Here is a 26,230-nt window from a genome sequence, read left to right as displayed (position 1 = left end):
CGCGGGTGCGTCAGTTAGTTACTCGCCGTGCGATGTTTGTGCCGGTAGAAAATGTGCACGCCGATCCGTGCGGTTTCCGTATAGACACGCGCCCAAGAGGGCCGAACGGCTGTTGTGTGGTAGTGAGTGGCACCTTCGGTCAACGCAGGCACGTCACCGTCGATGGCCGCACGTGCGACTTTCGAAACACGTTCATAGGCTCTTTTCTCGCGGATTACTTCCTTGCGGCCATCACAGGTATAGGTGAACTGGCACTGGTATTTCTTACCTGTCCCCTGCTTGATCACGCCGCACAGCGTATCGGGAAAACGTCCGCTGTCGACTCGGTTCAGGATGACCTCGGCCACGGCAAACTGTCCGCGCACACTTTCGCCACGCGCCTCGAAGTACAGTGCTTCGGCCAGGCACTTGAAGTGCTCGTCCCCAGTGGCCTTGGGCTGTTGGTCCAGCCAGTTCTTTGAGTAGGATATTTTTTGTGGTTCAGCCGCCTTTCGGGGCTTGAACAAATTCAGGTATTCGCGGAAGTTTTGACCGGGCAGTTCAGTCCGGGCCACAAGTTCACGCTTTGCAGTATCGGTGGCTTCCCTCTCAGCGACGGAAACACTTGGCAGCACGGTTGCTGCCATCGTGGCAACAGCCATTATGTAACGTAGCATTCAGATAACCTCGCATAGGCACATAATGCGCCAAACCCTCCCCCGGCGGGCGCGACGAGGCTCATACCGAATTGAATCGGAAACGTCCAGTTTTGTCGAAAAAAGCAAGTGGAAAATCGCCGTTACGTCAAAAATAACCCACGGCGAAGCTTGTTGTTTCCTACTATTCTTAGGGTTTCAGAAGGCTGTCAACCCCCAAGTCTGGACGAAATCGCCAGTTGAGCGGCAGCCAGCCGAGCCACAGGCACCCTGAAGGGAGAACATGAGACATAGTCGAATCCCAGATCTCGACAAACGGCGATTGATTCGGGGTTTCCACCGTGTTCACCGCACACAGACAAGGTCACGTTAGGTTGCGATTGCCGCCCCCTCTCGGCCCCGAGCTTGAGCAGTTCCCCAACACCGTCCGCATCCAATACATGGAACGGATCTTCGGCAAAGACACCTTGTCGGACATAGGCGGACATAAACCGCCCCGCGTCATCGCGCGACAGCCCGTAGGTCATCTGGGTCAGATCGTTGGTTCCGAAACTCAAGAACGAGGTCTGTGGCGCGATCTCATCTGCGCGCAGGCAGGCGCGCGGTGTTTCAACCATCACACCCAACCTGTATTCGAATTCCTGCCCGCGCTCGGCCGCAACCGAAGCCGCAACAGAGTCGATCCGCGATTTGACCAGCTCAACTTCGCGTTTCGCGGAAACCAGCGGGATCATCACCTCGGGCACGACAGGTTCGCCATTTTTGCTGGCTTCGATCGTCGCCTCAAAGATCGCGCGGGCCTGCATGTCATAAATCTCGGGCACAGTGACACCCAAGCGGACACCGCGCAGCCCCAACATGGGGTTGTATTCCGTCATCGCCGCCACGCGACGTTCAACATCCGAGACCGGGAGGTCCAGCGCTTCGGCCAATTCGCGTTGACCGCCGCGTGTGGTGGGCAGGAATTCATGCAAAGGCGGGTCGAACAGGCGGATACAGACGGGCTGCCCTTCCATAATCCGGAACAGTTCGACAAAATCCTCGCGCTGCATCGGCAATAGACGTTCCAGAACCGCCTCGCGACCCGATGAGGTTTGCGCAAAGATCATCTCGCGCATGACAATCAGGCGGCCGGGATCAAAGAACATATGCTCGGTCCGGCACAGCCCAATGCCCTGCGCCAAAAAGTTCCGCGCCGTCTGCGCGTCGGCAGGCGTATCGGCGTTCGCGCGAATGGCAATGTCGCGCTCAGCGTCGGCCCAGGCCATAAGTGTCTGAAAACAATCATCCAACGCCGCTTCCAGCATCGCAGGTTTCCCAGCAAGGACTTGCCCCGAACTGCCATCGATAGTCAGCGTATCTCCGGTTTTGAACACACGTCCGTCAGGTGCGGTCAACATCCGTTTCTTGGTTTGAAAACGCATCTCGGACGCACCGACAATACAAGGCAGACCTAGACCCCGACCAATTACGGCGGCGTGGCTGGTCATCCCGCCTTTTTCAGTCAGAACCGCGACGGCCGCGTGCATCCCGCGCACATCCTCGGGAGCGGTTTCGCGTCGCACCAGAATACACGGCTCTCCACGAGCAGCGCTGGCCTGCGCTTCGGCGGCGGTAAACACTATCTTGCCAGTCGCGGCACCGGGGCTGGCGGCGATTCCGGTCGTCAGAACATCTCGCTTCGCCTCGGGGTGGACCTGACGGTGCAGTAATTCATTCAGCGAATGCGGATCAACCCGCATCACCGCCTCTTGCGGCGGAATGATTCCGTCTTCGGCCAGACGCACCGCAATGCGCATCGCGGCCCGCGCGCTGCGTTGCACGCGAACACCGTCCAAAATGTGGACATGGCCGTTTTCGATCACGAATTCGACCTGCATTTCCTCGCGCAGCTTGATCCGCATCAGCGCGGCATGCGCCTTGAGCTCCGCAAAGGCTTCGGGCGCCACTTCCTCGAGCGACTTACCGCGCGGATCCTTTTCCAGATAGAGCGCAGCAACACCCTCGCCCAACGCATCACGGCCCTGGCTCTGGCTCAGGTATCGCCCGGTCAGCTGAGGCATCCCGGTCGTAGGCTCCACCAATTGCAAAACACCCGAGCCACACTCACCCTGACCGACACCCGGTATCATCTCCTGAATGACAAGGCCCAATCCGGCATCCACAGGCGCACCTTTAGCCTGTCGCAGAAGGCGTGCCGAAGTCCCATCCCATGCTCGTGCCATCGACCGTAAAACGGCGACAAGTTGCTCGCCGCGATCCTGCGGAAAGGTTTCGTCCGTTTCATCTTCGTAGGCACGCAGCGATTGTTGCAGACCTTCGCGCCCATCGGCGTCGATATCGTCGAACACGTCTGCATCCAACCGCGCGACGTGAACCGCGTAGCTTTGCACGAAACGCAGATACAGGGCGGCCGCAGCCTCGACGCCCATCGAATCCGACAGGTCCACATATCGCGCATCATTCATTCCGATATTCAGGATCGCACCTGGACCGCCCCAATCAGGGTCCTCGGAGCTGGGTCGCACGCACAACAGTGTCGATTGGTCGAACTGCTCAAGAATAGCGTCGATATCAGGGACCTGCCCCTTGGCGATTGCCTGAACAGCATCAAAGGATAACGCCACTGTGCGCGGCACCGGTAAATCCAGACGGACAAGCCGTTGTAAACATTTCGCGCGGCCACCATGCGACGCCGTGGTGACAGGCGCGGTGGATGTGATCAGCGTGGTATGCGGGTTATTCTGCACTGCGGCACCTTTTGGTTTGACCGCAGCATAAGCCCCTGCACCAATGGCGCAAGGGCCATCTGGCTTAGCCTTCGATCTTGCTGAGGTCCGCCACGCGCGCGCAAACCTGACGGATCTGGCTGAGCAGGTTCAGACGGTTGCGCCGCAGGATGTCATTGTCGGTATTGACCTGAACATCTTCGAAGAACGCATCCACCGGACCGCGCAGTGCGGCCATGGCGGTCATGGCAGCGGGGAAATCCTCGGCCTTCTGCGCGGCTTCGATCTGGCCCTGCGCGTTTTCCAGCGCCGCAAACAGCGCCTTTTCGCTGTCGGTCTCGGCAAACTTCACATCCGCACCGTAGGAATATTCTACCCCATCTTTTTCCTCGGCCTGAGTCAGAATGTTGTTGGCGCGCTTGAAGCCCTGAACAAGGTTCTCACCATCCTCGGTCGCGATCACTGCGTTCAGAGCACGAGCGCGTTTGACCAACAGGTTGAGGTCATCATTGCCGTCCATCGCGATACAGGCGTCGATGATGTCGTGGCGGATGCCTTCATTACGCAGGAACACCTTAAGGCGGTCATGGAAGAAGGACAGCAGGTCCGCCGGGGCGTTTGTGACAATCGCAGTCGCGGCTTCGACCTGATGTGCCAGCCCGTGAACCTCTTGCGCGGCGGCCTCGGCATCCTCGGCCTTGGCTTGTTTCGCCTTGGCTTCCAGCAGGGCTGCCTGCCATTCGGGCAGTTTCAGCAGGCTTCCCAATGCCGATGCGAAGGTGTCATTCAACGACAGGCGCAGATCGTTGATCAGGATCAACCGGATCACCCCAAGCGCCGCACGGCGCAGCGCAAACGGATCTTTCGAGCCAGTGGGCTTTTCGTCAATCGCCCAGAATCCGGTCAGCGTGTCCAGCTTGTCGGCCAGCGCCACAGCCACGGAAACCGGCGCGGTCGGCACATCATCCGACGGGCCAAGCGGCGAGTAATGTTCCTCACTTGCCTGCCCCACTTCCGCAGGCAGTTCGGCTGCATCGGCATAATAGCGGCCCATCAGGCCCTGCAATTCGGGGAATTCGAACACCATCTCGGATGACAGGTCCGCCTTGCACCCTTGCGCCGCCATCATCGCCAAGGCTGGCGTTGCACCGGTCGCAGAGGCCAGTTCATGCGCCAGCGCGGCGATGCGCAGAACCCGCTCGCCCTGCGAGCCCAGTTCTGCGTGGAAGGTCACCGAGTTCAGTTTGTCGACCCACGGCTCGAACCCGTCGGATTTGACAATGCGCAGGTCGTTCTCCCAGAAGAACTTCGCATCCGCCAGCCGGGCGGACAGCACCTTTTGGTTACCTGCCAGAATGGTCGCGCCATTGTCGGCGGTTTCGCGGTTGGCGACGGTTATGAACTGTTCAATCCGACCGGTATTGGGGTTCTTCACCGAAAAGAACTTCTGATGTTCTTTCATCGAGGTCTGCAGAACCTCGGGCGGCAGGTTCAGGAATTCGTCGTCGATCTTGCCCATTAGCACCACGGGCCATTCGACCAGACCCGCGACCTCGGCCAGCAGGCCCTTGTCCTCGACCACTTCCAGACCGGCAGCAAACGCCATGTTCTGCGCGTCATTCCAGATATGCTCGGCCCGGTCCACAGGGTTCAGGTCTACAAAAGCTGCTTTCAGCTTGGCGGCGTAGTCTTCGAAAGACATGACCGAGAATCGATCCGGAGCCATGAAACGGTGCCCCCCCGTGGTATCCCCGGATTTGATCCCCTCGACCTCAAGCGGTACGACCTGAGCGCCCGCTTCATTCGACAGGATGCAAAGGATTGAATGCAAAGGGCGCACCCAGCGCAGCGGACCGCTGCCCCAACGCATCGACTTGGGCCAAGGGAAGTTACGGATGGTGGCCTCCAGCACGTCGGCCACGATCTCGGCCGCTGGACGGCCCGCTTTTTCGATGGTGGCGAAATAAACCGAGCCTTTGGGCGTTTCTCGCTCTTCCAACTGATCGCGCGTCAGTCCCGCACCGCGCAGGAAGCCCTCGATCGCTTTGTCGGGCGCGCCGACCTTGGGGCCCTTGCGTTCTTCGCGGATGGTGGGGCTTTCCGCCAGCAGGCCCTCGATCGCCAGCGTCAGGCGACGCGGCGTGGTCAGAGCGGCAGCCCCGGCATAGGTCAGACCGGCCTCGACCAGACCATCGGTGATCCGCTTTTTCAGATCTTCGCCGGCACGGGTTTGCATGCGGGCGGGGATTTCCTCGGAAAACAGTTCGATCAGCAGGTCGGGCATGGTCGGTCCTTAGAAGTTCACGATCGTCTGGATGACGATGGCATTGGCAATATCCACAAAGAAGGCGGATACAAGGGGCAACACGATAAAGGCAATAGGCGAAGGGCCATATCGCTTGGTGACAGCGGTCATATTCGCGATAGCGGTGGGAGTTGCACCCAAGGCAAACCCGCCGAACCCGGCGGCCAGAACAGCGGCCCGGTAGTTGCCACCCATGACCGGAAACAGCACCCAGATTACAAACACAACGGCCAGCAGCGTCTGCGCCGTCATGATCACCACAATCGCAAGCCCCAGCTCAGCGATCGTCCATAGCTGCAGGCTCATCAATGACATTGCCAGAAACGCACCCAGCGAGAATTCCGAAAGCAAAGCAAGCGAAGGCGTACGCGCAACAGGTTGCGCGTTTGGAAACAGCGCCGAGCGTAAGTTGGCAATGACGATACCCATGATCAGACAAGGGACGAACAACGGCAGCTTGAGCCCCGCCGCGCTGATCGCCTGGTGCAGGAAGTACCCCGCAACGATCGCGATGTTCAGATACAGCATCACCCGCATGATGGTTAGGTGGTCCACCTTTGCCTCTGCCTCGGTGGGTTTGTCGGGCAAACCGACCGTATGTTCTTCGTCGGGACGTTCTGGTGTCAGGTTCTTGCCTTCGACCAGAAATCGCGCGATCGGACCGCCGACCAAAGCTGCCAGAACAAGACCCAGAGTTGCCACGGCAACACCCAGTTCAGTTGCACCTTCCAGACCGGTCACTGCGCCAACCTCGGGTGCCCAGGCAATGGCAGTCCCATGCCCGCCAATCAATGCTGCCGACCCGAACAAGACCCCGGCCTGTACCGGATAACCGAAGATCGCTGCGCCAACAGCGCCGATTCCGTTTTGCAGAACTATTGTGATCAGCGTCAGGATCAAAAGCAAAAACAGCGGCTTACCACCAGCAACTAAATCAGAAAGTCTGGCGTTCAGCCCAATTCCGGCAAAGAATACAACCAACAGGAAATCGCGCGCAGCCAGTCCAAACGACATCTCGATGCCGAAGACCAGATACAGCGCCAACAGAAAGACCGAGGCCAGCAACCCTCCGGTCACGGGCTCGGGGATGTTGAACTGCCGCAACACCTCGACACGGGCGTTGATCTCGGCCCCGACCAAATAAACGGCAAACCCCATCGTAGCTGTCAGAAAGTCGGGAACTTGCAACATTTGCTGGATCATTGCTTCATTCCTGCGGGCGCGGCGGGCATTCCTCGCCTACGACCGTTCCGTCATAGGCTTTTTCACCGCAATTGTTCAGCGCGTGCCAAACATAGCCCTTGCCGTCTTGTGTGACTGCAACGATACGATCGACGCCATAGTGAATGTTCTTTTGCCCCATGAATGCCTGTGCCTGCCCGGTCTTCAACGCATCCGCGATGGCAACGGCATTGTAGCAGTCGAACCATCCTGGCGCGGTCAACGGTTCGGCATTGTCCAACGCCACGAAGCCTGACAACTGGTCCAAGCTCAGATCGGTTTCAAAACACGCTCGATACCGGATCGGAGAGCTATTGGCATCAATTGCCTGAAACGCAGAATAGGTGATCGGTTCTGGCTGATCGGTCTCAACGACCACCAGATTGACATCCCGCCCCGGCTGCGGTTCGACCGTGTAGTAAAACCCATAGACCTGCAGATAATACATTCCCACACCGGCCAAAACAGCCGAGCCAAGCAACAGAAGAGCAAGCAGTTTTCCGGTCATTGTTTACGCAACCCCTTTCAAATGCGCGGGAAATCGGACAGGGTCCGGCACGTAACAGGTTGATACGAGGCTTATCGAATGGACTCCACCCTTACCGTCGGATTCTTCGGCGCTTTGTTCGCGATCATGAACCCGATCACCAACCTGCCCGTTTTCCTCAGTGTGACCGAAGGGTTGTCCCCCGCCGATCAGCGTAAGGTGGCCGCGAAAGTGACGGTCTATTGCCTGATCCTTGGTGGCGCCTTTGCAGCCATCGGCAATCAGGCGTTGGGGTTGTTTGGCATTTCGGTCGACGACCTGCGTGTCGCGGGTGGGCTGGTCGTTCTGATGATCGGCCTCAACATGCTGAGCGGCAACCAAAGCACGACCCATCATGGGACCGAGGATGAAAAACAGTCCTACCCCGAACCCGACACCGTAGCGTTCTATCCGCTGGCCTTTCCCATTCTGGTCGGTCCGGGCACGATCACGACTTTGATCCTCTACGCTCATCACATCACCAAACCAGTGGATGCGATGCTTTATGCAGGCGTATTTCTGGTCGTCCTGCTGTTGCTGTTCGTTACCTTCTGGAACGCATCGGCGCTGGCCAAACGCTTGTCCGCAAACGCGCGCGTTATTATGAGCCGCTTCATGGGCATGATCCTGTCGGCCATCGCCATCAGCATGATCGCCGATGGCCTCAAGGTTTTGCTGCCCGGATTGGCGTGATCTGGCCATCAAGCCTCGTACCCGGCAGCCTCGGTCATGACAAACGCATCGGCGCATTGCTTGGCCAACGCTCGCACCCGCCCGATATAGGCCTGCCGTTCGGTGACCGAAATCACCCCACGCGCGTCCAACAGGTTGAAGATATGGCTGGCCTTGATGCACTGATCATAAGCCGGATGCGCCATCACGATGCGCTTGCCCGTCTTTGGATCATCATGCTCTTGCGCCAGAATAGTGGCGCATTCTGCCTCGGCCTCTTCAAAGTGGCGCAGCAGGACCTCGGTGTTGGCCACGTCAAAATTCCAGCGGGCGTATTCTTCCTCGGTCTGTTTGAAGATATCGCCATATTTCAACGGGCTGGGCGATTGAGGGTCGTTGAAGGGCATGTCCATTACATGGTCGATGCCCAACACATACATTGCCAGACGCTCCAACCCATAGGTCAGCTCACCCGAGACAGGCGCGCAATCGTGGCCGCCGACCTGTTGGAAATAGGTGAACTGGCTGACTTCCATACCGTCGCACCAAACCTCCCAGCCCAGACCCCAGGCCCCAAGGGTGGGACTTTCCCAGTCATCCTCGACAAAACGGATGTCGTGCAGCTCCATGTCGATACCGATCGCCTCAAGCGAACCCAGATACAGCTCTTGCAGGTCCGGTGGGCTAGGTTTGATCAACACCTGATACTGATAGTAGTGCTGCAATCGATTGGGGTTCTCTCCATATCGCCCGTCGGTCGGGCGGCGCGAAGGTTGAACGTAGGCCGCTGCCCAAGCTTTGGACCCCAAGGCGCGCAATGTGGTCGCCGGATGGAAGGTGCCGGCACCGACCTCCATATCGTAGGGCTGCAGGATCGCGCAGCCTTTCGAGGCCCAATAGGTCTGAAGCCGCAGAATAATCTCTTGAAAAGAACGAGGTGTACTGGACTGATCGGTCATGACATTCCCTTTGGACGCTTGGGCGCCGGTTCCGGTGGGTTTTTCCTTTCCTATGCAAGGGGCCGGGGGGCGTCAACGGCACAAGTGGTCTCGCCTGTCACTGAGCAGCCACACTGTAAATTCCCCGTATTCGGGGCATGGCAATCCACACCCCTGATCGCGTAGTCTGCGGCGCAGAAAAACACTGCGGACATGGGCAGACAATGACACGCATATTTACGGCAATTCTGTTTCTAATTCTCTTCGGCCTTCGCGCCTCATACGCGCAACAAGACACTGGGGTCTGGGTTCAGGTTGAAGCCCGCCCGACTTTGGCCGCAGCACAAGAGCGCGCGCGGGCGTACGCAGAAGTATTACCTGATGTGAACGGCTTTCGCTTGAACTCTGGATGGTATGCCATTGTTATTGGTCCTTATTTACGCGGCGATGCCGAACAGGTTCTGAATGTTTACCGGTCCGAAGGGCAAATCCCCGCGGACAGCTACATCACGTTCTCCAACATTCTGGGGCAGCAGTTCTGGCCCACCGATGCGGCCCTGTCAGAACCGGAAACTGTAGCGCCACCAGTCGAACAACAGCCCGATCAGCCCGTTGCCGGGCTGACACCGCAAGCCTCGGACGAAACACGGTCTCAGGCATTGCAATCAGAGCGCCGTCTGACGGCTCAGGAACGCAGGAATCTGCAGACCGCTTTGCAAGCCGCCGGTTTCTACAACGCAACAATCGACGGCGCATTCGGGCAAGGCACCCGGCGTTCGATGGCCGATTGGCAGCGTTTCAATGGTTTCGAGGCGACGGGCGTTCTAACCACGGCACAGCGCGCAGCCCTGTTGGACGCCTATAACGCACCTTTGATCAACGTCGGGATGGCACGCCATTCGGATATGAAGGCGGGGATCGATCTGGATCTGCCGTTGGGCGTGGTCTCGTTTGACCGCTACGAGGCGCCATTCGTGCATTTCACGAACAGTACCGATCTGGGCGCAAAGGCGCTGCTGATCAGCCAGACCGGCGACAAGAACACGCTGCGCGCTTTGTACGAAGTCATGCAATCGCTAGAGATCGTCCCATTGGAAGGGCCGCGTCAACTAAGTGGCAATAGATTTACCCTTGAAGGACGTGGAAACGATGTCGTTTCCTATACCGAGGCGCGTCTGGACAATGGGCAGATCAAGGGCTTCACGCTGGTTTGGCCTGATGGAGATGATGCCCGGCGGATGCGGGTACTGGACGCGATGAAAGCCAGCTTTGCAACGAACAACGCCGTTCTCGACGCCGCGGCTGGCGCAGATGCTGAACAGCGGATCGATCTTGTGTCTGGCCTTCAGATACGCAAGCCTCGCCTGTCACGGTCCGGGTTCTTTGCCGACACTAATGGCACCGTACTTACTGTGGCCGAGGCGGCAGACAGCTGCGCCCGCGTGACGCTGGACGGAGATCAGGAACTTCAGGTCGCCTGGCGGGATTCCGACCTAGGTATCGCAGTTCTGCAACCGCGCAGCGCATTGGCCCCGCTAAGCGTTGCTGAATTCAGCGCAAACGCCCCCCGTATTCAGGCTGAAGTAGCAGTGTCCGGCTTTTCATACCAAGGCGCATTGGGCGCGCCCACGCTGACTTACGGCCAGATCGCCGATGTGCGCGGGCTGAACGGGGAAGAAGGCGTGAAGCGCCTAGCCCTCGCGGCTCAGCCCGGTGACGCCGGAGGCCCTGTATTCGACGGGAACGGTCAAGTGGTTGGTATGTTGTTGCCGACCCCATCCGACGGTCGCACCCTGCCCGCTTCGGTCAGTCTGGCGGCGACGGTATCCAGCCTGAACCAGATTTTGGACAAAGCAGGCGTATCCGGCGTATCCGGTCAACCGTCCTCTCAGATCACACCTAACGAGCTGAACCGTCGGGCAACCGGAATGACGGTGCTGGTCCAGTGTTGGGACTGATCCCGCCTCAATCAATTCAACGCCGCCTTTAGGAGCGGCGTTTTTAGTTACAAAATATCTGGCGTGATCCGGATCAGCGTAGGGCCTTGCGCATCAAAAGCAGCGCGGACGGCAGCCTGCATGTCTTCAAGACTGACTGGCTCTGCGGACCGGGCACCGAAGGCTTCGGTCAGCTTGCAAAAGTCGGGGTTCCGTGCCACAACCGCGTTCGGCGCGATCTGAGTGCGAACCATGCTGTCTTCGATTTCTCTCAGCTTGCCATTGTCCCAAAGGATAATGGGAAGACACAGGCCAAGTTCGACTGCAACGCCCAGCTCCATCATCGTGTAATGAAACCCGTAATCTCCTGCGATTACCGCCGTAGGTTTGCCGCGCCGCGCCACTGCGCCTCCGATCCCGGCGGGAAGGGCATAGCCCAGCGTCCCAAACCCGGTGGGATGGTGCCAGTGGTAAGGGAAGGTCATATCCCAGACCTCTTTGCCCACATAGGCAAGCTGGGTCATGTCCGAATAGATCATTGTCTCTGCCGGCATTGCCTCGCGCAGCGCGTCCAGCACGGGGACAATGCCGGGGCGTTCGGCGTCCACTTCGATCCGCCATTTCGCGCGGGCTTGGGCGACCTCGTCTTCGGTCCAGCCGGTTGCTGGTTTCACATGGTCGATTGCGGCCCAAAGTGCGTGAGCAAAACTTTCCCCGTCCACTTGCAACTTAACCGCCGCCCGTTGGCGGTCGGACAAGACAGCAGGGTCAAGGTCGACGCGCACTAGACTGCCAGAATGCCCCAGATCGTCGCGCCACAGATCGACCTCGCCCAGCTCGGCCCCAACCACGACAACCAGATCGGCCGAGGCAATGACCTCTGCGCTGCTGGTTCGGGGCAGATAGGCACCAAAATCAAGCGCATAGTTCAACCCGGCCATGCCACGCCCCGCATAGGTGGTGAAACAGGCTGCCCCCAGTTGGGTCAGGATCTGCCGCCACAGGTTGGACCGCGTCCCGCCCCCAAGGATGAACAAGGGCCTGCGGGCGATATTCAGCATCGACATAACCGACGCGACGTCCGGCGGCGCGGCTTTGGTGCGCAGCCCCGGTTGGTTGGGAAACGGGGCCGGATCTGCTTCGGCCTCAAGCTGCTTGATCGGCACCTGAATATGCTTGGGACGCGGGCGCGACAGTTCGAATTCCTCAAAGGCGCGCTCGACCAGCCCGTAAGCGGCTTGGGCCGAATTTGCCTGCACCGACCAATCCGCAACCGTATCGGCGGCCCCACGCTGGTCCTTCATCTGATGCAACTGGCCCTTTGACGCCTCGGTCTCGTCCAGACATGAGGACAGAACCAGCATCGGCACCGAATCCGAATATCCCTGCCCCATCGGTGTCATGATGTTGCATAGGCCCGGCCCGGTAATCACATAGGCCACCCCCGGCTTGCCAGTTGCCCGCGCATAGCCGTCGGCCATGAACCCGGCCCCTTGTTCGTGCCGGGCTAGAACATGGGTGATACCTGCTTCTTCGATCCCACGATACATTTCCTGGTTGTGCACACCGGGAATGCCAAAAATCACATCCACACCTCGATCCCGAAGCATATGCGAGATTTGCGCGCCGAGGGGTCTTTTCATCAGCTTCTCCAGAATTGAACAGTGAACAGAGCGTAGACGGCCAGCAGCTCAAGCCGCCCAACCAACATCCCGATGGACAGCAGCCACTTGGCCGTATCGCTCAGCCCCGCGAAATTGCCCGCCGGGCCGATCTGATCGCCAAGCCCCGGCCCTACATTGGCTAACGCCGTCGCCGCGCCCGAGACAGAGGTGATAAAGTCCAGACCCGTCAGCGCCAAAGCCCAAGCCAGAACGCCCATCGACAGCACAAAGAACATGAAAAAGCTCATGACCGAGGTCAGAACATCCGTACTGATGGGGCGCCCATCATATAAAGGCATAAAGACTCCGTGCGGAGACCGGATCCGACGAATCTGCGTTTTGATGGATGCAAATAGCAACTGATAGCGGAAGACTTTGATCGAACAGGCTGTCGAACCCGCACACCCCCCGATCAGACCGATCAGAAAGAACACCATCACCGGAAAGCTGCCCCATGTCATGTAGTTGACGCTGGCGTATCCGGTTCCCGAGATAATGGAGGTGATGTTGAACAAGGACTCGCGAAATGCCTGTTCCCAATGATGCGGAAAGACCAAAAGCAGAAAGACCGTCATCACGGCGACCAGCACCAGAATGGTCGCTAGAAACGTGCGGATCTGGCTGTCTTTCCATAATGAGCTTGTATTGCCGTTCGCCAGCTGGACGTAGCGCACAAACGGCAGCGCTGCCAAAATCATGAATACCGATGCTGCATATTCGGTGGGCCCGGAAAACGTTGCAAAGGACGCATCATAGTTCGAGAACCCGCCAGTTGCGATCGTTGTCATCGAATGCACAACGGCGTCAAAAAAGCTCATTCCAAAACCGGCGTAGACCAAAACGCAGACAAAGGTCAGAAACACATAAATCAGTGATATCTGCCCTGCGATTTCCTGCGCGCGCGGCAGGATTTTCCCCATGGTCTCAAACCCTTCCGAGCGGAAAATCTGCATCCCGCCCACCCGGAGCTCGGGCAAAAACACCATAGCCACAACGATAATCCCGATGCCACCCAGCCATTGCAGGACGCCGCGCCACAAAAGCAATCCCTGCGGCAGAGCATCCAACCCCGTGATCACGGTCGAACCGGTGGTCGTCAGCCCCGACATCGCCTCAAAATAAGCATCGACGAAACGAAGCTCGGTCGCCCCAAACAAAAATGGGATGGCACCAAAGAACGGCAGCGCGACCCAAACCCCTGTTGTCAGCAAAAAGGTCTGACGGATCGTCAGACCTTCGCCCACACCGTTCGAGCAGCTCATCGCCAGAATAACGCCGGTCAGGACCGTAATGATCCCACTTTCAAGGAAAACATGCCATTCGTCGCGCCCTTCAATCAGGTCCGCGATCAAAGGCAGCACCATGGTCGCCCCAAGAATGGCGACCAACAGGCCAATCACATATCCAACCGGGCGTATATCCGTCATGAGGCGCAGCGTTGGCGCGCCTGCACGACTGTGTCAAGCGGATGCCCCGATTTACTTATCGGATTTATTGGCAGCAGCCGGCATCGCAGGCGGCTTCGAAGGGGCACGAGGCCGGCGCGCAGCAGGCGCAGACGCCGGTTTCTCTGCAGCCGGTTTTGCGGCCACGGATTTAGGCGCCGCAGCTTTGGGGGCTACTTTGGTCGGAGTCGGCTTGGCTGACGCCGCTTTGGTCGGGGCCGTTTTGGGCGCGGCCGGCTTGGATGCCGCAGCCGCAGGCTTGGTAGCCGCCGGTTTCGGTGCCGCTTTCGCTGTCGCAGGTTTTGGCGCAACAGATTTCGTCGCAGGTCTGGCGGCGGAAGGAGCCTTAGTTGCAGCTGTTTTCGCAACCGCAGGCTTGACCGGTGTCTGAGCCGGTTTCACCGCCTTGGCGGGGGCCGGTTTTGAGACAACACGTTTCGGTGATTCGGTCGCTGTCTTCGCTGCGGGTTTGACCTTTGCAGCCGGTTTCGGCTTAGCAACCGGAGCTGTAGTTGCCTTGGAAGCTGGTGCTGTGGTCTTGGTCGCAGATTTCGGCGCAACAGGCGCGGGCACCGATGAAGACGCTTGCAAAGCTTGAACGGGAACGAAAGGCAGCTCCATCGCCGAGCACGCCAGAATGTGCATGATTTTCATCTGGTTGCTGACCGCATAGCCCGCCATCCGAATGGCGGCAGCCTGAAATTCCAGCGGCTGGGTAATCGGATTCATACGTAGTTACTCCTCTGAAAACGACGCAGCCTACATGACGGGAAGAAGCCAGAGACGCCGCGATGTTTCGGGCACCCTTCGGTGTCGCTCTGATTCAGGCGTTGCACGTGTCGGCTTCCTTCAGAAGTGACCTTTGCCGCAATCAAACGGCGCAGTCACGGCTGCATTCGGCCTCAGTCTACTTGAAAGACCGTGCGCTTGCAGCATTTTTTGCTGCGCTGCGGCAAAAACGTGCCGTAAGTTTGAAGTTGAGACTTTTTGACCTCACCCTACGTGGAAAAGGGTCGCAAACAATTTCGGGTCAATGCTGGCGGATACGAAGGTCGGGCCTTCAGTCAGGACCGAAACCGCATCGTGGCTGTGCAGGCTTTCCTGATGGCTGGCGACCACTCGGAAATCACCGACGTGATGATCGGCCAGCAATTCGGCGCAGAACAAACGCGCGGCGTCCTCGACAAAGATCGGGTTGGCGGCGTTCAGCTCGGCAAAAGCCTGTTCATCCTCGCGCTTGACCATGACTTGCGTTTCCGTGGGCACTGCGCGACGGCACAGAGCGATCAGGTCTTCGAACCAAAGACAATCGGCGTCGCAGTCCACCACGACCGAAATCCGCGCGACCGAGCGCTGTGAATGAGGCGTCGCCAACTGCCCCCGCGTCGAGCGCGCATGCTCGCTGAGTTCCAGCGAACAAGGGCAGGTGGAGGAATAGACATAGTCCAGATGCATGATCTTCTGGCGCACGCCGTTCTGTTCGACCAGTTCCAGCGCGATGTCGTAGTATTGATAACCTTCCAAACCCGAGCGCAGGCTTTGCACCTTATCAGGAAAGGAAAACCGCATCTGGATGCGCGCATCAAAGCTGTCCAGATCGGTCATGTAATCATCCAGCGCGGCTTCCATCACCTCAAAGCTGAAGGTGCGCTCGGCGTGTTTGTAGAAGGACCGCATGATGCGGGACATGTTGATACCCTTCTTTTCCGCCTCAAGGCTGACTGACCCGGTGACCGAGGTCTCAAGGGTCAAATCCTCACCTTCTTTGCGATGAAAGCGGATCGGCAGGCGGAAATTGGAAATGCCCACATGCTGAATTTGCTGCTTTGCCCCCCGGATCAGGCTGGAGGGGCCGTTTTGCAGGTCGGGCAGCGTGGCGCGATATGCAGCATCCACTTCGAACCCTTCGAGATACTCACGTGACAGCGACGGATAGTTCACCGGTACCAGCCCCGGAACCAGACGTGCGATCGCCGGATCAAGCTGGCTGATTTCGGCCTCTGTCGCGCTTTCGGCCCATTTGCGCAGCACTTTCAGCGCGGCTTCGGCCTGATCATGGTTGGGGGCGTCGTCAATGTCACGGGGATGCACGTTCATCGATCAGAGTTCCTCGGGGTTGGTCGCCGGAGTATATACGGGCTCGGCGCGTTTTCCAGTTTATCCGTATACGCCGGAAAACACAGCCCGGATCGAATTTTGGTGCGGAATGAGCGATTTACTACCCCACACACATTTCTTTGACCCGGGAATACCTGATTTGACGCACCGCTATTGTTGAGAAACGTCCAATGCGTGCCCGATATCGGCAAGCAGGTCATCTGCATCCTCAAGCCCGACCGAAAAACGGATCAGACCCGGTGTGATGCCCAACTCGTCCTTTTGCGTATCGCTCAGACGCTGATGCGTGGTCGTCGCCGGGTGCGTAGAGATTGATTTGGCATCACCCAGATTGTTCGAGATCACCGGGATCGTCAGCGCATTCAGGAACTTGAAGGCCGCGTCCTTGCCGCCCTTGATATCCAGCGACAGAACCGTGCCGCCCTTGCCCCCCAGTTGCGTCTGTACCAGCGCATTCTGCGCGTGGGTTTTCAAACCAGGGTACAAAGTGCGTTCCAACGCTGGATGCCCCTCAAGCGCCTCGGCGATGATCTGCGCGGATTCAGCCTGCGCGTTGACGCGCAGCGCCATCGTCTCAAGCCCTTTCAGCATCACCCAGGCGTTAAACGGGCTAAGCGCCCCGCCGGTGTGTTTCAAATAAGGTTCAACGGTGCCGCGGATGAAGTCTTTGGTGCCGATGATGACGCCGCCCAGCGCCCTGCCCTGCCCGTCGATATGTTTGGTCGCGGAATAGACTACCACATCCGCACCCTGCTGAATCGCGCGCGAGAACACGGGCGTCGAGAATACATTGTCCACAATCACCAGCGCGCCAACGGCATGTGCCAGCTTGGCGACGGCCTCGATGTCGATCACCTCAAGCGTCGGGTTCGACATAGATTCGAAAAACACCGCCTTGGTATCGGGACGGATCGCAGCCTGCCACGCGTCCAGATCGGTGCCGTCTACGAAACTCACTTCGACCCCAAAACGGGTCAGGATGTTTTCCAGAATATAAAGGCATGAGCCGAACAGCGCCTTGGCCGACACGACATGATCGCCCGCCTTCAGCATCGAGGTCAGCGCCGCATTCACAGCCGCCATGCCCGATGCGGTGGCAAAGGCGTCCTCGCCCCCTTCCAGAGCGGCAATACGCTGTTCAAACATGGACACAGTCGGGTTGCCATAGCGGGCATAGATGAACTCATCCGGGCCGGTCTCGATAAAACGGGCCTCGGCCTGCTCGGCGGTATCATATACAAAGCCCTGCGTCAGAAAGATCGCCTCGGACACCTCGTTATACTGACTGCGGCGGATGCCACCATGGACGGCTTGTGTGCGTTTGTTCCAGTTCTCGCTCATGTCATTCCTTTCGGCCCGGTTTGGGCGCGCAAATAAAAAACCCCAGACGCGGTCAAGCGAAAGGGGCCCTTCATCCTGACCTTTTAGCGGTGTTGTTTAGCGTGGCCCGCAATCCGGTATCAAATCGCCACGTGGTCTTGATGCCATTACGCCGCAGTTGCAAAGGCGTCAACCCTGACCGGTGCAACGTCACGGTTCTGTAACCTGTCTTTCACCCAATCGTCATAGCGTCATGACAGACGAGCACCACTACATCTTGTGTGAGGCTGAGCAGATGCCAATAGTCAGGATCAACGCCGAAGACGACCAGATTTCCCTCCATCGCAGCCCCCGTCCCGTCTATAGCGTACTGCGGCGTACAAGGGATGTATCGGGCCCTGTCGTCATCATGACCCACGGGTATAAATACAGGCCCGACGACGCCAAAGCCTGCCCACATCGACATATTTTGGCCCTGAATCCGGATGGTACGTACTTTGGTTGTCCAAGCTGGCCACAGCAGCTTGGGTTCGGCGCGGGGTTCGCTGATGAAGGGCTGGGGATCGCATTTGGCTGGAACGCCCAGGGGCCAGTATGGGCGGCCCGTCGTCGCGCCGTCGAGGCCGGCCGCGCATTGGCCGGGCTGATCCGCGATTTGCGTCGGTTGAACCCGGGAAGACCGATACATTTCATCGGCCATTCAATGGGTGTCGAACTGGCGCTTGAGGCTTTGCACCACTCTGGATCCGGGGCGTTGAACCGCATTGTCTCGTTGACGGGGGCAGGCTACCAAAGCCGAGCGCTTTTTGCGTTGGACACACCGGCCGGTCGATCTGCGGAATTCGTTAATGTGACCAGCCGGGAAAACGATCTGTTTGACATGGCTTATGAATGGCTGATCCAGCCACCCCGACGTGGAGACCGTAGCATAGGAACAGGGCTACAAGCCCCAAACGCTGTCACGCTACAACTGGATTGTCCGCAAACTTTGGCCCATCTGTCCCGCGTCGTACAGCCAGTCGGCATGCCCCAGCGTCGCATCTGTCATTGGTCAAGCTATACTCGACCGGGCGTTTTGCGGTTGTATAACGCGTTGCTGCGCCACGACGACCGTTTGTGTCTGGGTTGCCTGCAGAATGGCCTGCCCGACCTGCCAGCGCCACGCTGGTCACGGTTGTTTGTGCTCCCCCGGCCACACGCCCTCTTGCCCTTTGCGCAGAAAGCCTCATGATCCCCTCAAGCTGAGGAGACATTATGATCGATCTGTATTTCTGGCCGACGCCGAATGGCTGGAAGGCGTCCATAGCGCTGGAAGAAATGGACCTGCCCTACAACACCCACCTGATCAATATCGGCAAAGGTGACCAGTTCGACCCAGAATTCCTAAAAATCGCGCCCAACAACCGGATGCCCGCCATCGTTGACCCCGACGGCCCGGATGGAAGGCCGATCTCGGTTTTCGAAAGCGGTGCCATCCTGATGTATCTGGCACGCAAGACAGGGCGGTTCTACGGCAAGACCGATCGTGACCGGATCGCTGTTGAGGAATGGCTGATGTGGCAAATGGGCGGGGTCGGACCCATGGCCGGTCAGGCGCACCACTTTTTGAAATACGCCCCGCAACTGGACCCGCCACAAGACCTGCCCTATGCCAAGGATCGCTATCGCACCGAGGTTGGCAGGCTTTACGGCGTGCTCGATCGGCGGCTGGCCGAGAACGAATATGTCGCGGGCGATTTCTACTCCATTGCAGACATGTCGATCTGGGGCTGGGCCAGTCTGTGGGAAGGCCAGCAACAGGTGCTGGAGGACAAGCCACATTTCACCCGCTGGCTGGAAACCGTCAGTGCTCGCCCCGGTGTTCAGGCCGGTCGGGCGCTACATGCCGAATTGCGCGGGGACCATCGAGACAAGCAGTCGCAGAGCAATTTGTTCAAGCGGTAAATTAGGTCAAAAGCCTAGCTAACCTGCGGATGATGCGTGGTTTGTACTGACAGCGGGCGAATTAGCCGCCACCGGCGGGACAGCCCGCTGGTACAGATGCCACGTCGTGTGCCCCAGAATCGGCAGTGTAAAGATCAGGCCCAAAAACGCCGGAACCAGCGACAGCAGCATCGTGACCGAGATGATCGCAGCCCAGCTCAGCATCACCACGGGGTTCTCGGTGACAACCCGGATTGATGTGAGCATGGCAGAGACGAAATTGGTCTCGCGATCCAGCAGCATGGGCATGGCAACGACAGTTGTCGAGAACAGGACCGCTGACAGAAATGCCCCTATGGCCGTGCCGACAGCAAGAAACGTCCATCCCTGCGGAGTGAAAAATACGGTGTTCAGAAACCCGTCCAAGTCCGAAAAAGAGGCGTCCTGTAGGATAATCGCCAGCCATAGCCGAATCTGGTAAACCCACACCCAGAATATGAAAAGGGTAACAAAGGCCATCCAGCCCATCTCACGCTTTCGCTGATTGGCCATGACGGTTAGGATTTCAGACCATCCGAAGTCCTCTCTGTTTTGCAACCGGCGTGACATTTCGTACAGCCCAGCGGCCGCAAATGGTGCAATCAATGGAAAGCCGACAATGGCCGGAATGATCATCCAGATCTTACCCAGCCAGACCATGACCCAAACCAGAAGAATTCCGAACACCGCATAGAACAGACCGAAAAAGCCGCTCATGACCGGGCGCGCCAGAAAGTCAGAGAAGCCAGCTTTTAACGAGGCGGTTATATCGTCGACAGTGATTGTATTGACGTCGGCCCTGTCCTGCTGCTGGGGCGTCAGGTCCTCTGGCGGTGTGGAATCTGCGGTTTTGGATGGCATGACACGTTCCTCCCAAAGCGTGGCGTGGTGGTCTGTCGGCGCGCCCAACATCTAATGATGAAATTGTGCATCAGCGCTGGCGTTTGGACAAGGCAGGAGTGTATGGCAGCGCCTAGGCTCCCTCCCCCCGCACCAACACGTCCAACATCCCCGAGATATCCTCGATCTCTTCCGCGATCACATGGGTCACGGAATGCGCCCTTTGCATCCGCCCCGTAACCCGCAACAACCGCCCCGAGATCACCGCGCGACGGAACGCCTCGTACATCGCGCGCCAGACCACCACGTTCACGATACCGGTCTCGTCCTCAAGCGTCAGAAAGATCACCCCCTTGGCGGTTCCCGGTCTCTGCCGCAAGATCACCAGCCCGGCCACGGTCACACGGGCGTTATCGGGGGGATCGTCCAGCCGATTGGCTGGCAGGCAGGCCGGTGGGCGCGGCCAGTCTCGGTTTGGAACTGCACGGCGAACAGGGGCAACAAGCATGTGAACAAAGATAGAACATATCACAGGAATGTCCAGTCGCGGCATCCCGAGTCGCAAATGAGGGTGGAAAGACCTAAATGGCTTGACTAAGGAAGGTTTCGAACATCGTAAAAGGAAGACGCACGCAATGGCAAAGATCACCTATGTCGAGCATGGCGGTACCGAGCACACTGTCGAGGTCGCCAACGGACTGACCGTCATGGAAGGGGCCCGTGACAACAACATCCCCGGCATCGAGGCCGATTGCGGCGGCGCCTGCGCCTGCTCGACCTGTCATGTTTATATCCACCCTGACTGGGTCGAGAAAGTGCCTGCCAAAGACGACATGGAAGAGGACATGCTGGACTTTGCGTTTGAGCCCGACCCAGCGCGGTCCCGCCTGACCTGCCAGATCAAAGTCACCGACGCATTGGACGGTCTGGTCGTTCAGATGCCTGAGAAGCAGATCTGATGATCTCCAAAGCGCCGCGCCGGCCCTCTCGCCTCTGGCAAGGCAGGTCTCGCGGCGCGCTGCTGACGGTGTGCTTGTGGCTGGTAGGGACAATGCCGCTTGCAGCAGCAGACACGGTTACAAGGGCCCATTTCACCGATCCAACCACTCGCTATGCCCATGGTGTCCTGGGCGATTTCGTCGAATATGGCGGATTGGAGATGCGGATCGAAGACGCCTCATCGCAAGCCCCACTCCGCTTGCAACCGGTATACGAATGGACAACACACTCCATCAAGCTTCCCCCGGACCGCGTATTCGAAGACCTCGAGCCTCGACTTGCCGATGTTGATCTTGACGGTACGAACGAGGTGATCGTTGTCGAATCCAGCGTTCACGAAGGCGCACAACTCGCCATCTATAACGCGCGCGGAGAAAAGATAGCCGCCACCCCGCATATAGGCACCCGTTTCCGCTGGCTCGCGCCAATCGGCGCAGCTGATCTGGACGGCGACGGCCATGTCGAAATCGCCTATATCGACCGCCCTCATCTGGCCAAAACCCTGCGCATCTGGCGATTCAAGGATGGTGCTCTTACTGAGATTGCCGCGCTTCCCGGCCTGACAAACCATAAAATCGGAGAAGACTTCATCTCAGGCGGTATCCGCAGCTGTGGTGCCCGCTCGGCACTCGTTGTGGCCAGTGCAGACTGGTCTCGCGTCAAAGGCGTCTATTTCCAAGATGGTTGGAAAACCACCGACCTTGGCTCGCTCAGAGGACGCAGCGACCTGACCGACGCATTAAACTGCTGATCCGCCCTTCATCTGGCCAAAAATACCTTGGGGGTGAGGCCGAAAGGCCGAGAAGGCAAAACCCCTTCCGCAAAAAATCAAGACGGGCGCAGCCCGGCAATCAGATCACAAAGCCCGCCAACCGATATCGCGTCGGAAGAACCCTCCGCGCCAGTCAATCCCGTCAACCATCGCATAAGCCCGGTCGCGCGCGTCCTGCAGTGTCTCGCCCCGAGCAGTGACGTTCAGAACCCGACCACCCGACGCAAGTACTTGCCCGTCTGCCGCCTTGGTCCCGGCATGAAAAACCATGTTCTTGCTGTCCTCGGGCAACGCGTCCAGACCGCCAATCACACTGCCCTTCTCGTAAGAACCGGGATAGCCATTGGCCGCCATCACAACGGTCAGCGCGTGATCGTCGGCCCAGTTCACCTGCGCCTCGCCTAAACGGCCCTCGGCTGCGGCATGCATCAGATCCATCGCCTGCGCGCCCAGGCGCATCATCAGCACCTGACATTCAGGATCGCCGAAGCGCACATTGTATTCCACCAGTCGCGGCTGCCCGTCCTTGATCATCAAACCCGCATAGAGAACCCCCTGAAACGGCATCCCGCGCTTTTTCATCTCGGCCACGGTCGGCTTGATGATCTCTTCCATCGCGCGAGCCTCGACCTCGGCGCTCAGGACCGGGGCCGGAGAATACGCCCCCATCCCGCCCGTGTTTAGCCCAGTATCGCCCTCACCCACGCGCTTATGATCCTGCGCGGTACCAACGGACAGGATATCCTCTCCATCACACAACACGAACAGCGAAGCTTCCTCGCCCTCCATAAATTCCTCGATCACCACCTCGGCCCCGGCCCCGCCAAAAGCACCACCGAACATGTCGTCGATGGCCTCCAGCGCGGTGGCCTCGTCCATCGCCACGATCACGCCCTTGCCGGCGGCCAGACCATCGGCCTTGACCACAATCGGCGCGCCCTGTTCGCGGATATAGGCCTTGGCAGGCTCGGCCTCGGTAAAGCGCCCATAGGCGGCGGTCGGCGCACCCGAGGCGTCGCAGATTTCCTTGGTAAAGCTCTTGGATGCCTCCAACTGCGCCGCATCAGCCGAGGGGCCAAAGACCAACACACCTGCTTCGCGCAAACGGTCCGCGACACCAGCGGCCAGCGGGGCCTCAGGGCCGACAATCACGAAATCAATCGCGTTTTCCTCGGCAAAGCTGACCACCGCGCCGCCATTTTCAATATCCAGCGCTGCGCACTCGGCGATCTGCACGATCCCTGCATTACCCGGAGCCACAATCAGACGGTCACATTTTGGGTTTTGCATCACCGCCCAAGCCAGGCTGTGTTCGCGCCCACCGCTTCCAAGAATTAGGATATTCATGACTGCTCTCCGATCTGCTTGGCCTCGCCTTCCGCGCGTTCTAAGCTGGGTGGGCATTTGACACAAGGCGCTGAAATGTCCGACCTGCTTGACGACCCCATTCCCGGCCAAAACACCCCGGAATATACAGTTTCTGACATCTCGGGTGAGGTGAAACGCACGCTTGAAGGCACGTTCGGCCGAATCCGTGTACGCGGCGAGGTCGGTCGCGTGTTCAAGGCGCGCTCGGGTCATCTGTATTACGACATCAAGGACGACAAGAACGTGCTCGCCTGCACCACATGGAAGGGGCAGATCTCGGGCCTGTCCGTTGTGCCCGAAGAAGGGCTTGAGGTCGTCGTCACCGGCCGCCTGACCGCATTCGGCGCGCAATCGAAATACAACCTCAACGTCGATGAGGTCGCCGTCGCCGGGCAAGGCGCGCTGATGGCGCTGCTGGAAAAGCGCAAGAAACAGCTTGAGGCCGAAGGGCTGTTCGCGCCTGAACGCAAGAAACCCCTGCCCTATCTACCGCAGATCATCGGCGTAGTGACATCACCATCTGGCGCGGTGATCCGCGATATCCTACACCGCCTGCGCGACCGGTTCCCGCGCAAGGTGCTGATCTGGCCTGTCGCCGTGCAAGGATCGAACTGCGCGCCCGAGGTTGCCAACGCGATCAACGGTTTCAACCAACTCTCGCCCGGAGGTGCCCTGCCGCGCCCCGACCTTATCATCGTTGCCCGCGGCGGAGGATCGATCGAAGACCTGTGGGGTTTCAACGAAGAAGCGGTCGCGCGGGCGGCTGCGGCCTCGGAGATCCCGCTGATCTCGGCTGTGGGGCATGAAACTGATACAACGCTGATCGACTTCGTCTCGGACCGTCGCGCGCCCACACCCACTGCAGCCGCCGAACTGGCTGTGCCCGTTCGATTGGAGCTACTGGCCTGGACCGGCGAGCAAGGCGCGCGCCTGTCCCGCGCCGCGACCGATACCGTGCAACGCCGCAGCCAACGCCTGCGCGACTTGTCCCGCGCCCTGCCGCGCCCGGACAGCTTGTTGAACTCTCCACGCCAACGACTTGATTTGATTGCAGATCGCCTGACCCCGGCGCTGGAGCGCGGCGTGCAAAACCGCCAGTTGCAAGTGGTGCGGCTCTCTGCCCATCTGCGGCCCTCAACCCTGCGCAATCTTGTAAGCAGCCGACAAGAGGCGGCGCGCAACCTGTCCTCGCGCCTGTCACTGCGCCCCATCCAGCGCGAGATCGAGGTGCAGCGCCAAACTCTCTCGAGGTTAAGCGAACGGATGAGCGCGGCCCACACCCTGCGTTTGGACCGGATGCGGCAACAGCTAGAGGCCACGGACCGCCTGCGCGAAACGCTCAGCTACAAGGCGACGTTGCAACGTGGTTACGCCGTGGTACGAGCCGACGATCAAGTGATAACCACAAAGAAGCAGGCTGCAAAACACGACGCACTAGAGATTGAATTTGCCGATGGTATGCTCACCACGGGACAGCCGCAGGCGCCGCGACCGGCACCAAAAAAATCGCCTAAAAAAGACGCACCGGATCAAGGCTCATTGTTCTAAGTGACACTTAAACTCCGACCTCTGGCCCGAGGCATATCATCTCTTCGTCGATGTCCTCGGCCTCATACAATTCGGTCTGGTCGGGATTTCCTTCAAATTGAGCAATCAACCCAGCGCCAGACCGGGTGAAGCGCCAGCATTGTGGATCAAGCCTGTCTTCATAGAGGAAACAGATCTGATCCTCCTGCTCATACCAGACGCCCTCTTTGCAGTCGCCATCCAAAAAGGACCAAATCACCCGACGGTTCGGCAGGTACCGTTCGACACCGTAAACCTCGCCCTGAAACCCGTAAAACAGGGTTTTACCGCGTGTATAGTCATCGAACTCGGACCCGGACAGGGCCGTCTGGGCACCGACCGCCTGCGCGGAAAGGGCTAAAAGAATCACGATGTGTCTCAGCATGCAGTCATTCTGTCAGAAGCCGGAAGACAAGGCCAATTACCATTGCGTCAGACCACCCTGCCCTGACGTAACCCGTTGAATTGACCGCATGATCATGGCGTTCTGGTTTGATCACCAACCCGGAGACCAACGCGTGACCACTGTTCTGCTGATTTTCGCATCCGCCTGTGCGCTGGCTTACATGCCAATGGCCCCAAAACCTGTCAGCACGGCGAGAACGTTTTTTAAGACCGCTTCAGTTGGCACACTGGCCGTCATTGCGGTTTTCAGCGGTGCGCCATTGCTCTTGTCGACGGCACTTGCCCTTTGCGCAATCGGGGATGCGTTACTGTCACGCGAAACGGACCAGACCTTCATGGCCGGCATCGGAGCGTTTGCCGCCGGGCATCTGGCCTATATTGCGTTGTTTCTCACGCATCCGTCCAGCGACCCGGGCCTGATTTGGGAACGACCGGCCATGTTCTGGTCGTTGATCGTTTTGGGTATTATTGCCGCCACGTTGCTGACCCCGCGCGCAGGTGACCTGAAAGGCCCGGTGCTTGCCTATATTCCGATCATTTTGGGGATGGGGATCGCGGTTTTGACCCTACCGGATACAGACGCGCTGTGGTTGGCCCTGCCCGCTGCCCTTGCCTTCATCGCCTCAGACCTGATCCTGGCCACCGAGAAATTCCTTTTGCCCCCTAACCACCCATCTCGGAAAGTTACACCCTATCCGATTTGGATATTGTACTGGGGGGCGCAGGTGGGGTTACTGCTGGCGTTTGCCTGACCCTTTGCAACCGCTGCGAATCCGCATTAGGTGAGGGGAACACCTGCGGAGACCAA

23 protein-coding genes and 1 riboswitch are annotated in these 26,230 nt (G+C 58.7%); of the genes, 9 read left to right on the top strand and 14 right to left on the bottom strand.

All coding sequences use genetic code 11. The features are described from left to right. Positions 1–14: 14 nt before the first annotated feature. The 5 genes from GOW48_RS00920 to GOW48_RS00900 all read right to left on the bottom strand — a co-directional run bounded on the left by GOW48_RS00920 (position 15) and on the right by GOW48_RS00900 (position 7,398). A complete protein-coding gene (locus GOW48_RS00920) occupies positions 15–656 on the bottom strand; it encodes a cell wall hydrolase (protein ID WP_170352802.1) in 642 nt (213 codons plus the stop codon). Positions 657–844: 188 nt separating this feature from the next. Further along, positions 845–3,385 carry a putative PEP-binding protein gene (locus GOW48_RS00915; RefSeq protein WP_331251773.1) on the bottom strand — a complete coding sequence of 847 codons (2,541 nt, stop codon included), beginning with the start codon at positions 3,383–3,385 and terminating at the stop codon, positions 845–847. Between the two features lie 64 nt (positions 3,386–3,449). Further along, on the bottom strand, positions 3,450–5,648 hold the full coding sequence (glyS, locus tag GOW48_RS00910; protein WP_170750645.1) for a glycine--tRNA ligase subunit beta: 2,199 nt from the start codon (positions 5,646–5,648) through the stop codon (positions 3,450–3,452). A gap of 9 nt (positions 5,649–5,657) precedes the next feature. Next, positions 5,658–6,872: a sodium/glutamate symporter gene (gene gltS / locus GOW48_RS00905; RefSeq protein ID WP_170750642.1), complete on the bottom strand. Its 1,215-nt coding sequence runs from the start codon at positions 6,870–6,872 to the stop codon at positions 5,658–5,660. A 4-nt stretch (positions 6,873–6,876) separates the two neighbouring features. After that, the gene (locus GOW48_RS00900) at positions 6,877–7,398 is read right to left on the bottom strand and encodes a DUF6446 family protein (RefSeq protein WP_170750640.1); all 522 of its coding nucleotides are present in this window, start codon (positions 7,396–7,398) and stop codon (positions 6,877–6,879) included. 78 nt (positions 7,399–7,476) lie between these two features. On the opposite strand from GOW48_RS00900, the gene GOW48_RS00895 reads away from it, so the two are divergent. Then, positions 7,477–8,109, top strand: a complete 633-nt coding sequence (locus GOW48_RS00895) for a MarC family protein (protein WP_170750638.1) — start codon at positions 7,477–7,479, stop codon at positions 8,107–8,109. Between the two features lie 8 nt (positions 8,110–8,117). On the opposite strand, the gene GOW48_RS00890 is transcribed toward GOW48_RS00895, so the two are convergent. Then, complete coding sequence (locus tag GOW48_RS00890) at positions 8,118–9,047, bottom strand: glycine--tRNA ligase subunit alpha (protein WP_170352797.1); 930 nt, start codon at positions 9,045–9,047, stop codon at positions 8,118–8,120. 203 nt (positions 9,048–9,250) lie between these two features. On the opposite strand from GOW48_RS00890, the gene GOW48_RS00885 reads away from it, so the two are divergent. Then, entirely contained in the window at positions 9,251–10,984 is a 1,734-nt protein-coding gene (locus GOW48_RS00885) for a serine protease (protein WP_170750636.1), read from the top strand. A gap of 47 nt (positions 10,985–11,031) precedes the next feature. Here GOW48_RS00885 and GOW48_RS00880 read toward each other — a convergent pair whose 3' ends face one another. Both GOW48_RS00880 and GOW48_RS00875 read right to left on the bottom strand, forming a co-directional pair. After that, complete coding sequence (locus GOW48_RS00880) at positions 11,032–12,606, bottom strand: thiamine pyrophosphate-binding protein (RefSeq protein WP_170750634.1); 1,575 nt, start codon at positions 12,604–12,606, stop codon at positions 11,032–11,034. Continuing rightward, positions 12,606–14,054, bottom strand: a complete 1,449-nt coding sequence (locus GOW48_RS00875; protein ID WP_170750632.1) for a TrkH family potassium uptake protein — start codon at positions 14,052–14,054, stop codon at positions 12,606–12,608. The genes GOW48_RS00880 and GOW48_RS00875 overlap by 1 nt, the downstream gene beginning before the upstream one ends. Between GOW48_RS00875 and GOW48_RS00870 the strand changes: the two genes are divergently transcribed. After that, a complete protein-coding gene (locus tag GOW48_RS00870; RefSeq protein WP_170750630.1) occupies positions 14,053–14,463 on the top strand; it encodes a hypothetical protein in 411 nt (136 codons plus the stop codon). The two genes, GOW48_RS00875 and GOW48_RS00870, sit on opposite strands and share 2 nt — an antisense overlap. Before the next feature lie 602 nt (positions 14,464–15,065). Here the strand turns inward: GOW48_RS00870 and folE2 are convergent. Then, positions 15,066–16,169: a GTP cyclohydrolase FolE2 gene (gene folE2, locus GOW48_RS00865; protein WP_170750628.1), complete on the bottom strand. Its 1,104-nt coding sequence runs from the start codon at positions 16,167–16,169 to the stop codon at positions 15,066–15,068. 171 nt (positions 16,170–16,340) lie between these two features. Beyond that, positions 16,341–17,531 (bottom strand): O-succinylhomoserine sulfhydrylase, encoded by a 1,191-nt coding sequence (gene metZ, locus GOW48_RS00860; protein WP_170750626.1) that lies wholly within the window; start codon positions 17,529–17,531, stop codon positions 16,341–16,343. A gap of 63 nt (positions 17,532–17,594) precedes the next feature. Then, positions 17,595–17,672, bottom strand: a riboswitch (SAM riboswitch). A 91-nt stretch (positions 17,673–17,763) separates the two neighbouring features. Here metZ and GOW48_RS00855 point away from each other — a divergent pair. Next, on the top strand, positions 17,764–18,741 hold the full coding sequence (locus GOW48_RS00855) for an alpha/beta hydrolase (protein ID WP_234899394.1): 978 nt from the start codon (positions 17,764–17,766) through the stop codon (positions 18,739–18,741). Positions 18,742–18,764: 23 nt separating this feature from the next. Further along, the gene (locus GOW48_RS00850) at positions 18,765–19,454 is read left to right on the top strand and encodes a glutathione S-transferase N-terminal domain-containing protein (protein ID WP_170750624.1); all 690 of its coding nucleotides are present in this window, start codon (positions 18,765–18,767) and stop codon (positions 19,452–19,454) included. A gap of 18 nt (positions 19,455–19,472) precedes the next feature. Here the strand turns inward: GOW48_RS00850 and GOW48_RS00845 are convergent, their stop codons facing one another. Continuing rightward, the gene (locus GOW48_RS00845) at positions 19,473–20,333 is read right to left on the bottom strand and encodes a DUF2189 domain-containing protein (protein WP_170750622.1); all 861 of its coding nucleotides are present in this window, start codon (positions 20,331–20,333) and stop codon (positions 19,473–19,475) included. Between the two features lie 112 nt (positions 20,334–20,445). Next, entirely contained in the window at positions 20,446–20,820 is a 375-nt protein-coding gene (locus GOW48_RS00840; protein WP_234899408.1) for an OB-fold nucleic acid binding domain-containing protein, read from the bottom strand. Between the two features lie 127 nt (positions 20,821–20,947). On the opposite strand from GOW48_RS00840, the gene GOW48_RS00835 reads away from it, so the two are divergent. Continuing rightward, positions 20,948–21,271, top strand: a complete 324-nt coding sequence (locus GOW48_RS00835) for a 2Fe-2S iron-sulfur cluster-binding protein (RefSeq protein ID WP_170482635.1) — start codon at positions 20,948–20,950, stop codon at positions 21,269–21,271. Positions 21,272–21,363: 92 nt separating this feature from the next. Further along, positions 21,364–22,062 carry an FG-GAP repeat domain-containing protein gene (locus GOW48_RS00830; RefSeq protein ID WP_234899395.1) on the top strand — a complete coding sequence of 233 codons (699 nt, stop codon included), beginning with the start codon at positions 21,364–21,366 and terminating at the stop codon, positions 22,060–22,062. Between the two features lie 105 nt (positions 22,063–22,167). Here the strand turns inward: GOW48_RS00830 and purD are convergent, their stop codons facing one another. Further along, positions 22,168–23,430 carry a phosphoribosylamine--glycine ligase gene (gene purD, locus GOW48_RS00825; RefSeq protein WP_170750616.1) on the bottom strand — a complete coding sequence of 421 codons (1,263 nt, stop codon included), beginning with the start codon at positions 23,428–23,430 and terminating at the stop codon, positions 22,168–22,170. A gap of 75 nt (positions 23,431–23,505) precedes the next feature. Here purD and xseA point away from each other — a divergent pair, with 75 nt between their 5' ends. Beyond that, entirely contained in the window at positions 23,506–24,999 is a 1,494-nt protein-coding gene (gene xseA / locus GOW48_RS00820; RefSeq protein WP_170750614.1) for an exodeoxyribonuclease VII large subunit, read from the top strand. Between the two features lie 7 nt (positions 25,000–25,006). Here xseA and GOW48_RS00815 read toward each other — a convergent pair whose 3' ends face one another. Beyond that, positions 25,007–25,402, bottom strand: coding sequence for a hypothetical protein (locus tag GOW48_RS00815; protein ID WP_170352784.1), 396 nt, complete (start codon positions 25,400–25,402; stop codon positions 25,007–25,009). A 133-nt stretch (positions 25,403–25,535) separates the two neighbouring features. Between GOW48_RS00815 and GOW48_RS00810 the strand changes: the two genes are divergently transcribed. Beyond that, complete coding sequence (locus GOW48_RS00810) at positions 25,536–26,174, top strand: lysoplasmalogenase (protein ID WP_331251860.1); 639 nt, start codon at positions 25,536–25,538, stop codon at positions 26,172–26,174. Positions 26,175–26,230: the final 56 nt, after the last annotated feature.

Source organism: Ruegeria lacuscaerulensis (genome assembly GCF_013033355.1).
GTDB lineage: Bacteria > Pseudomonadota > Alphaproteobacteria > Rhodobacterales > Rhodobacteraceae > Ruegeria > Ruegeria lacuscaerulensis_A.
This window is presented reverse-complemented; position numbering and strand designations above follow the sequence as displayed.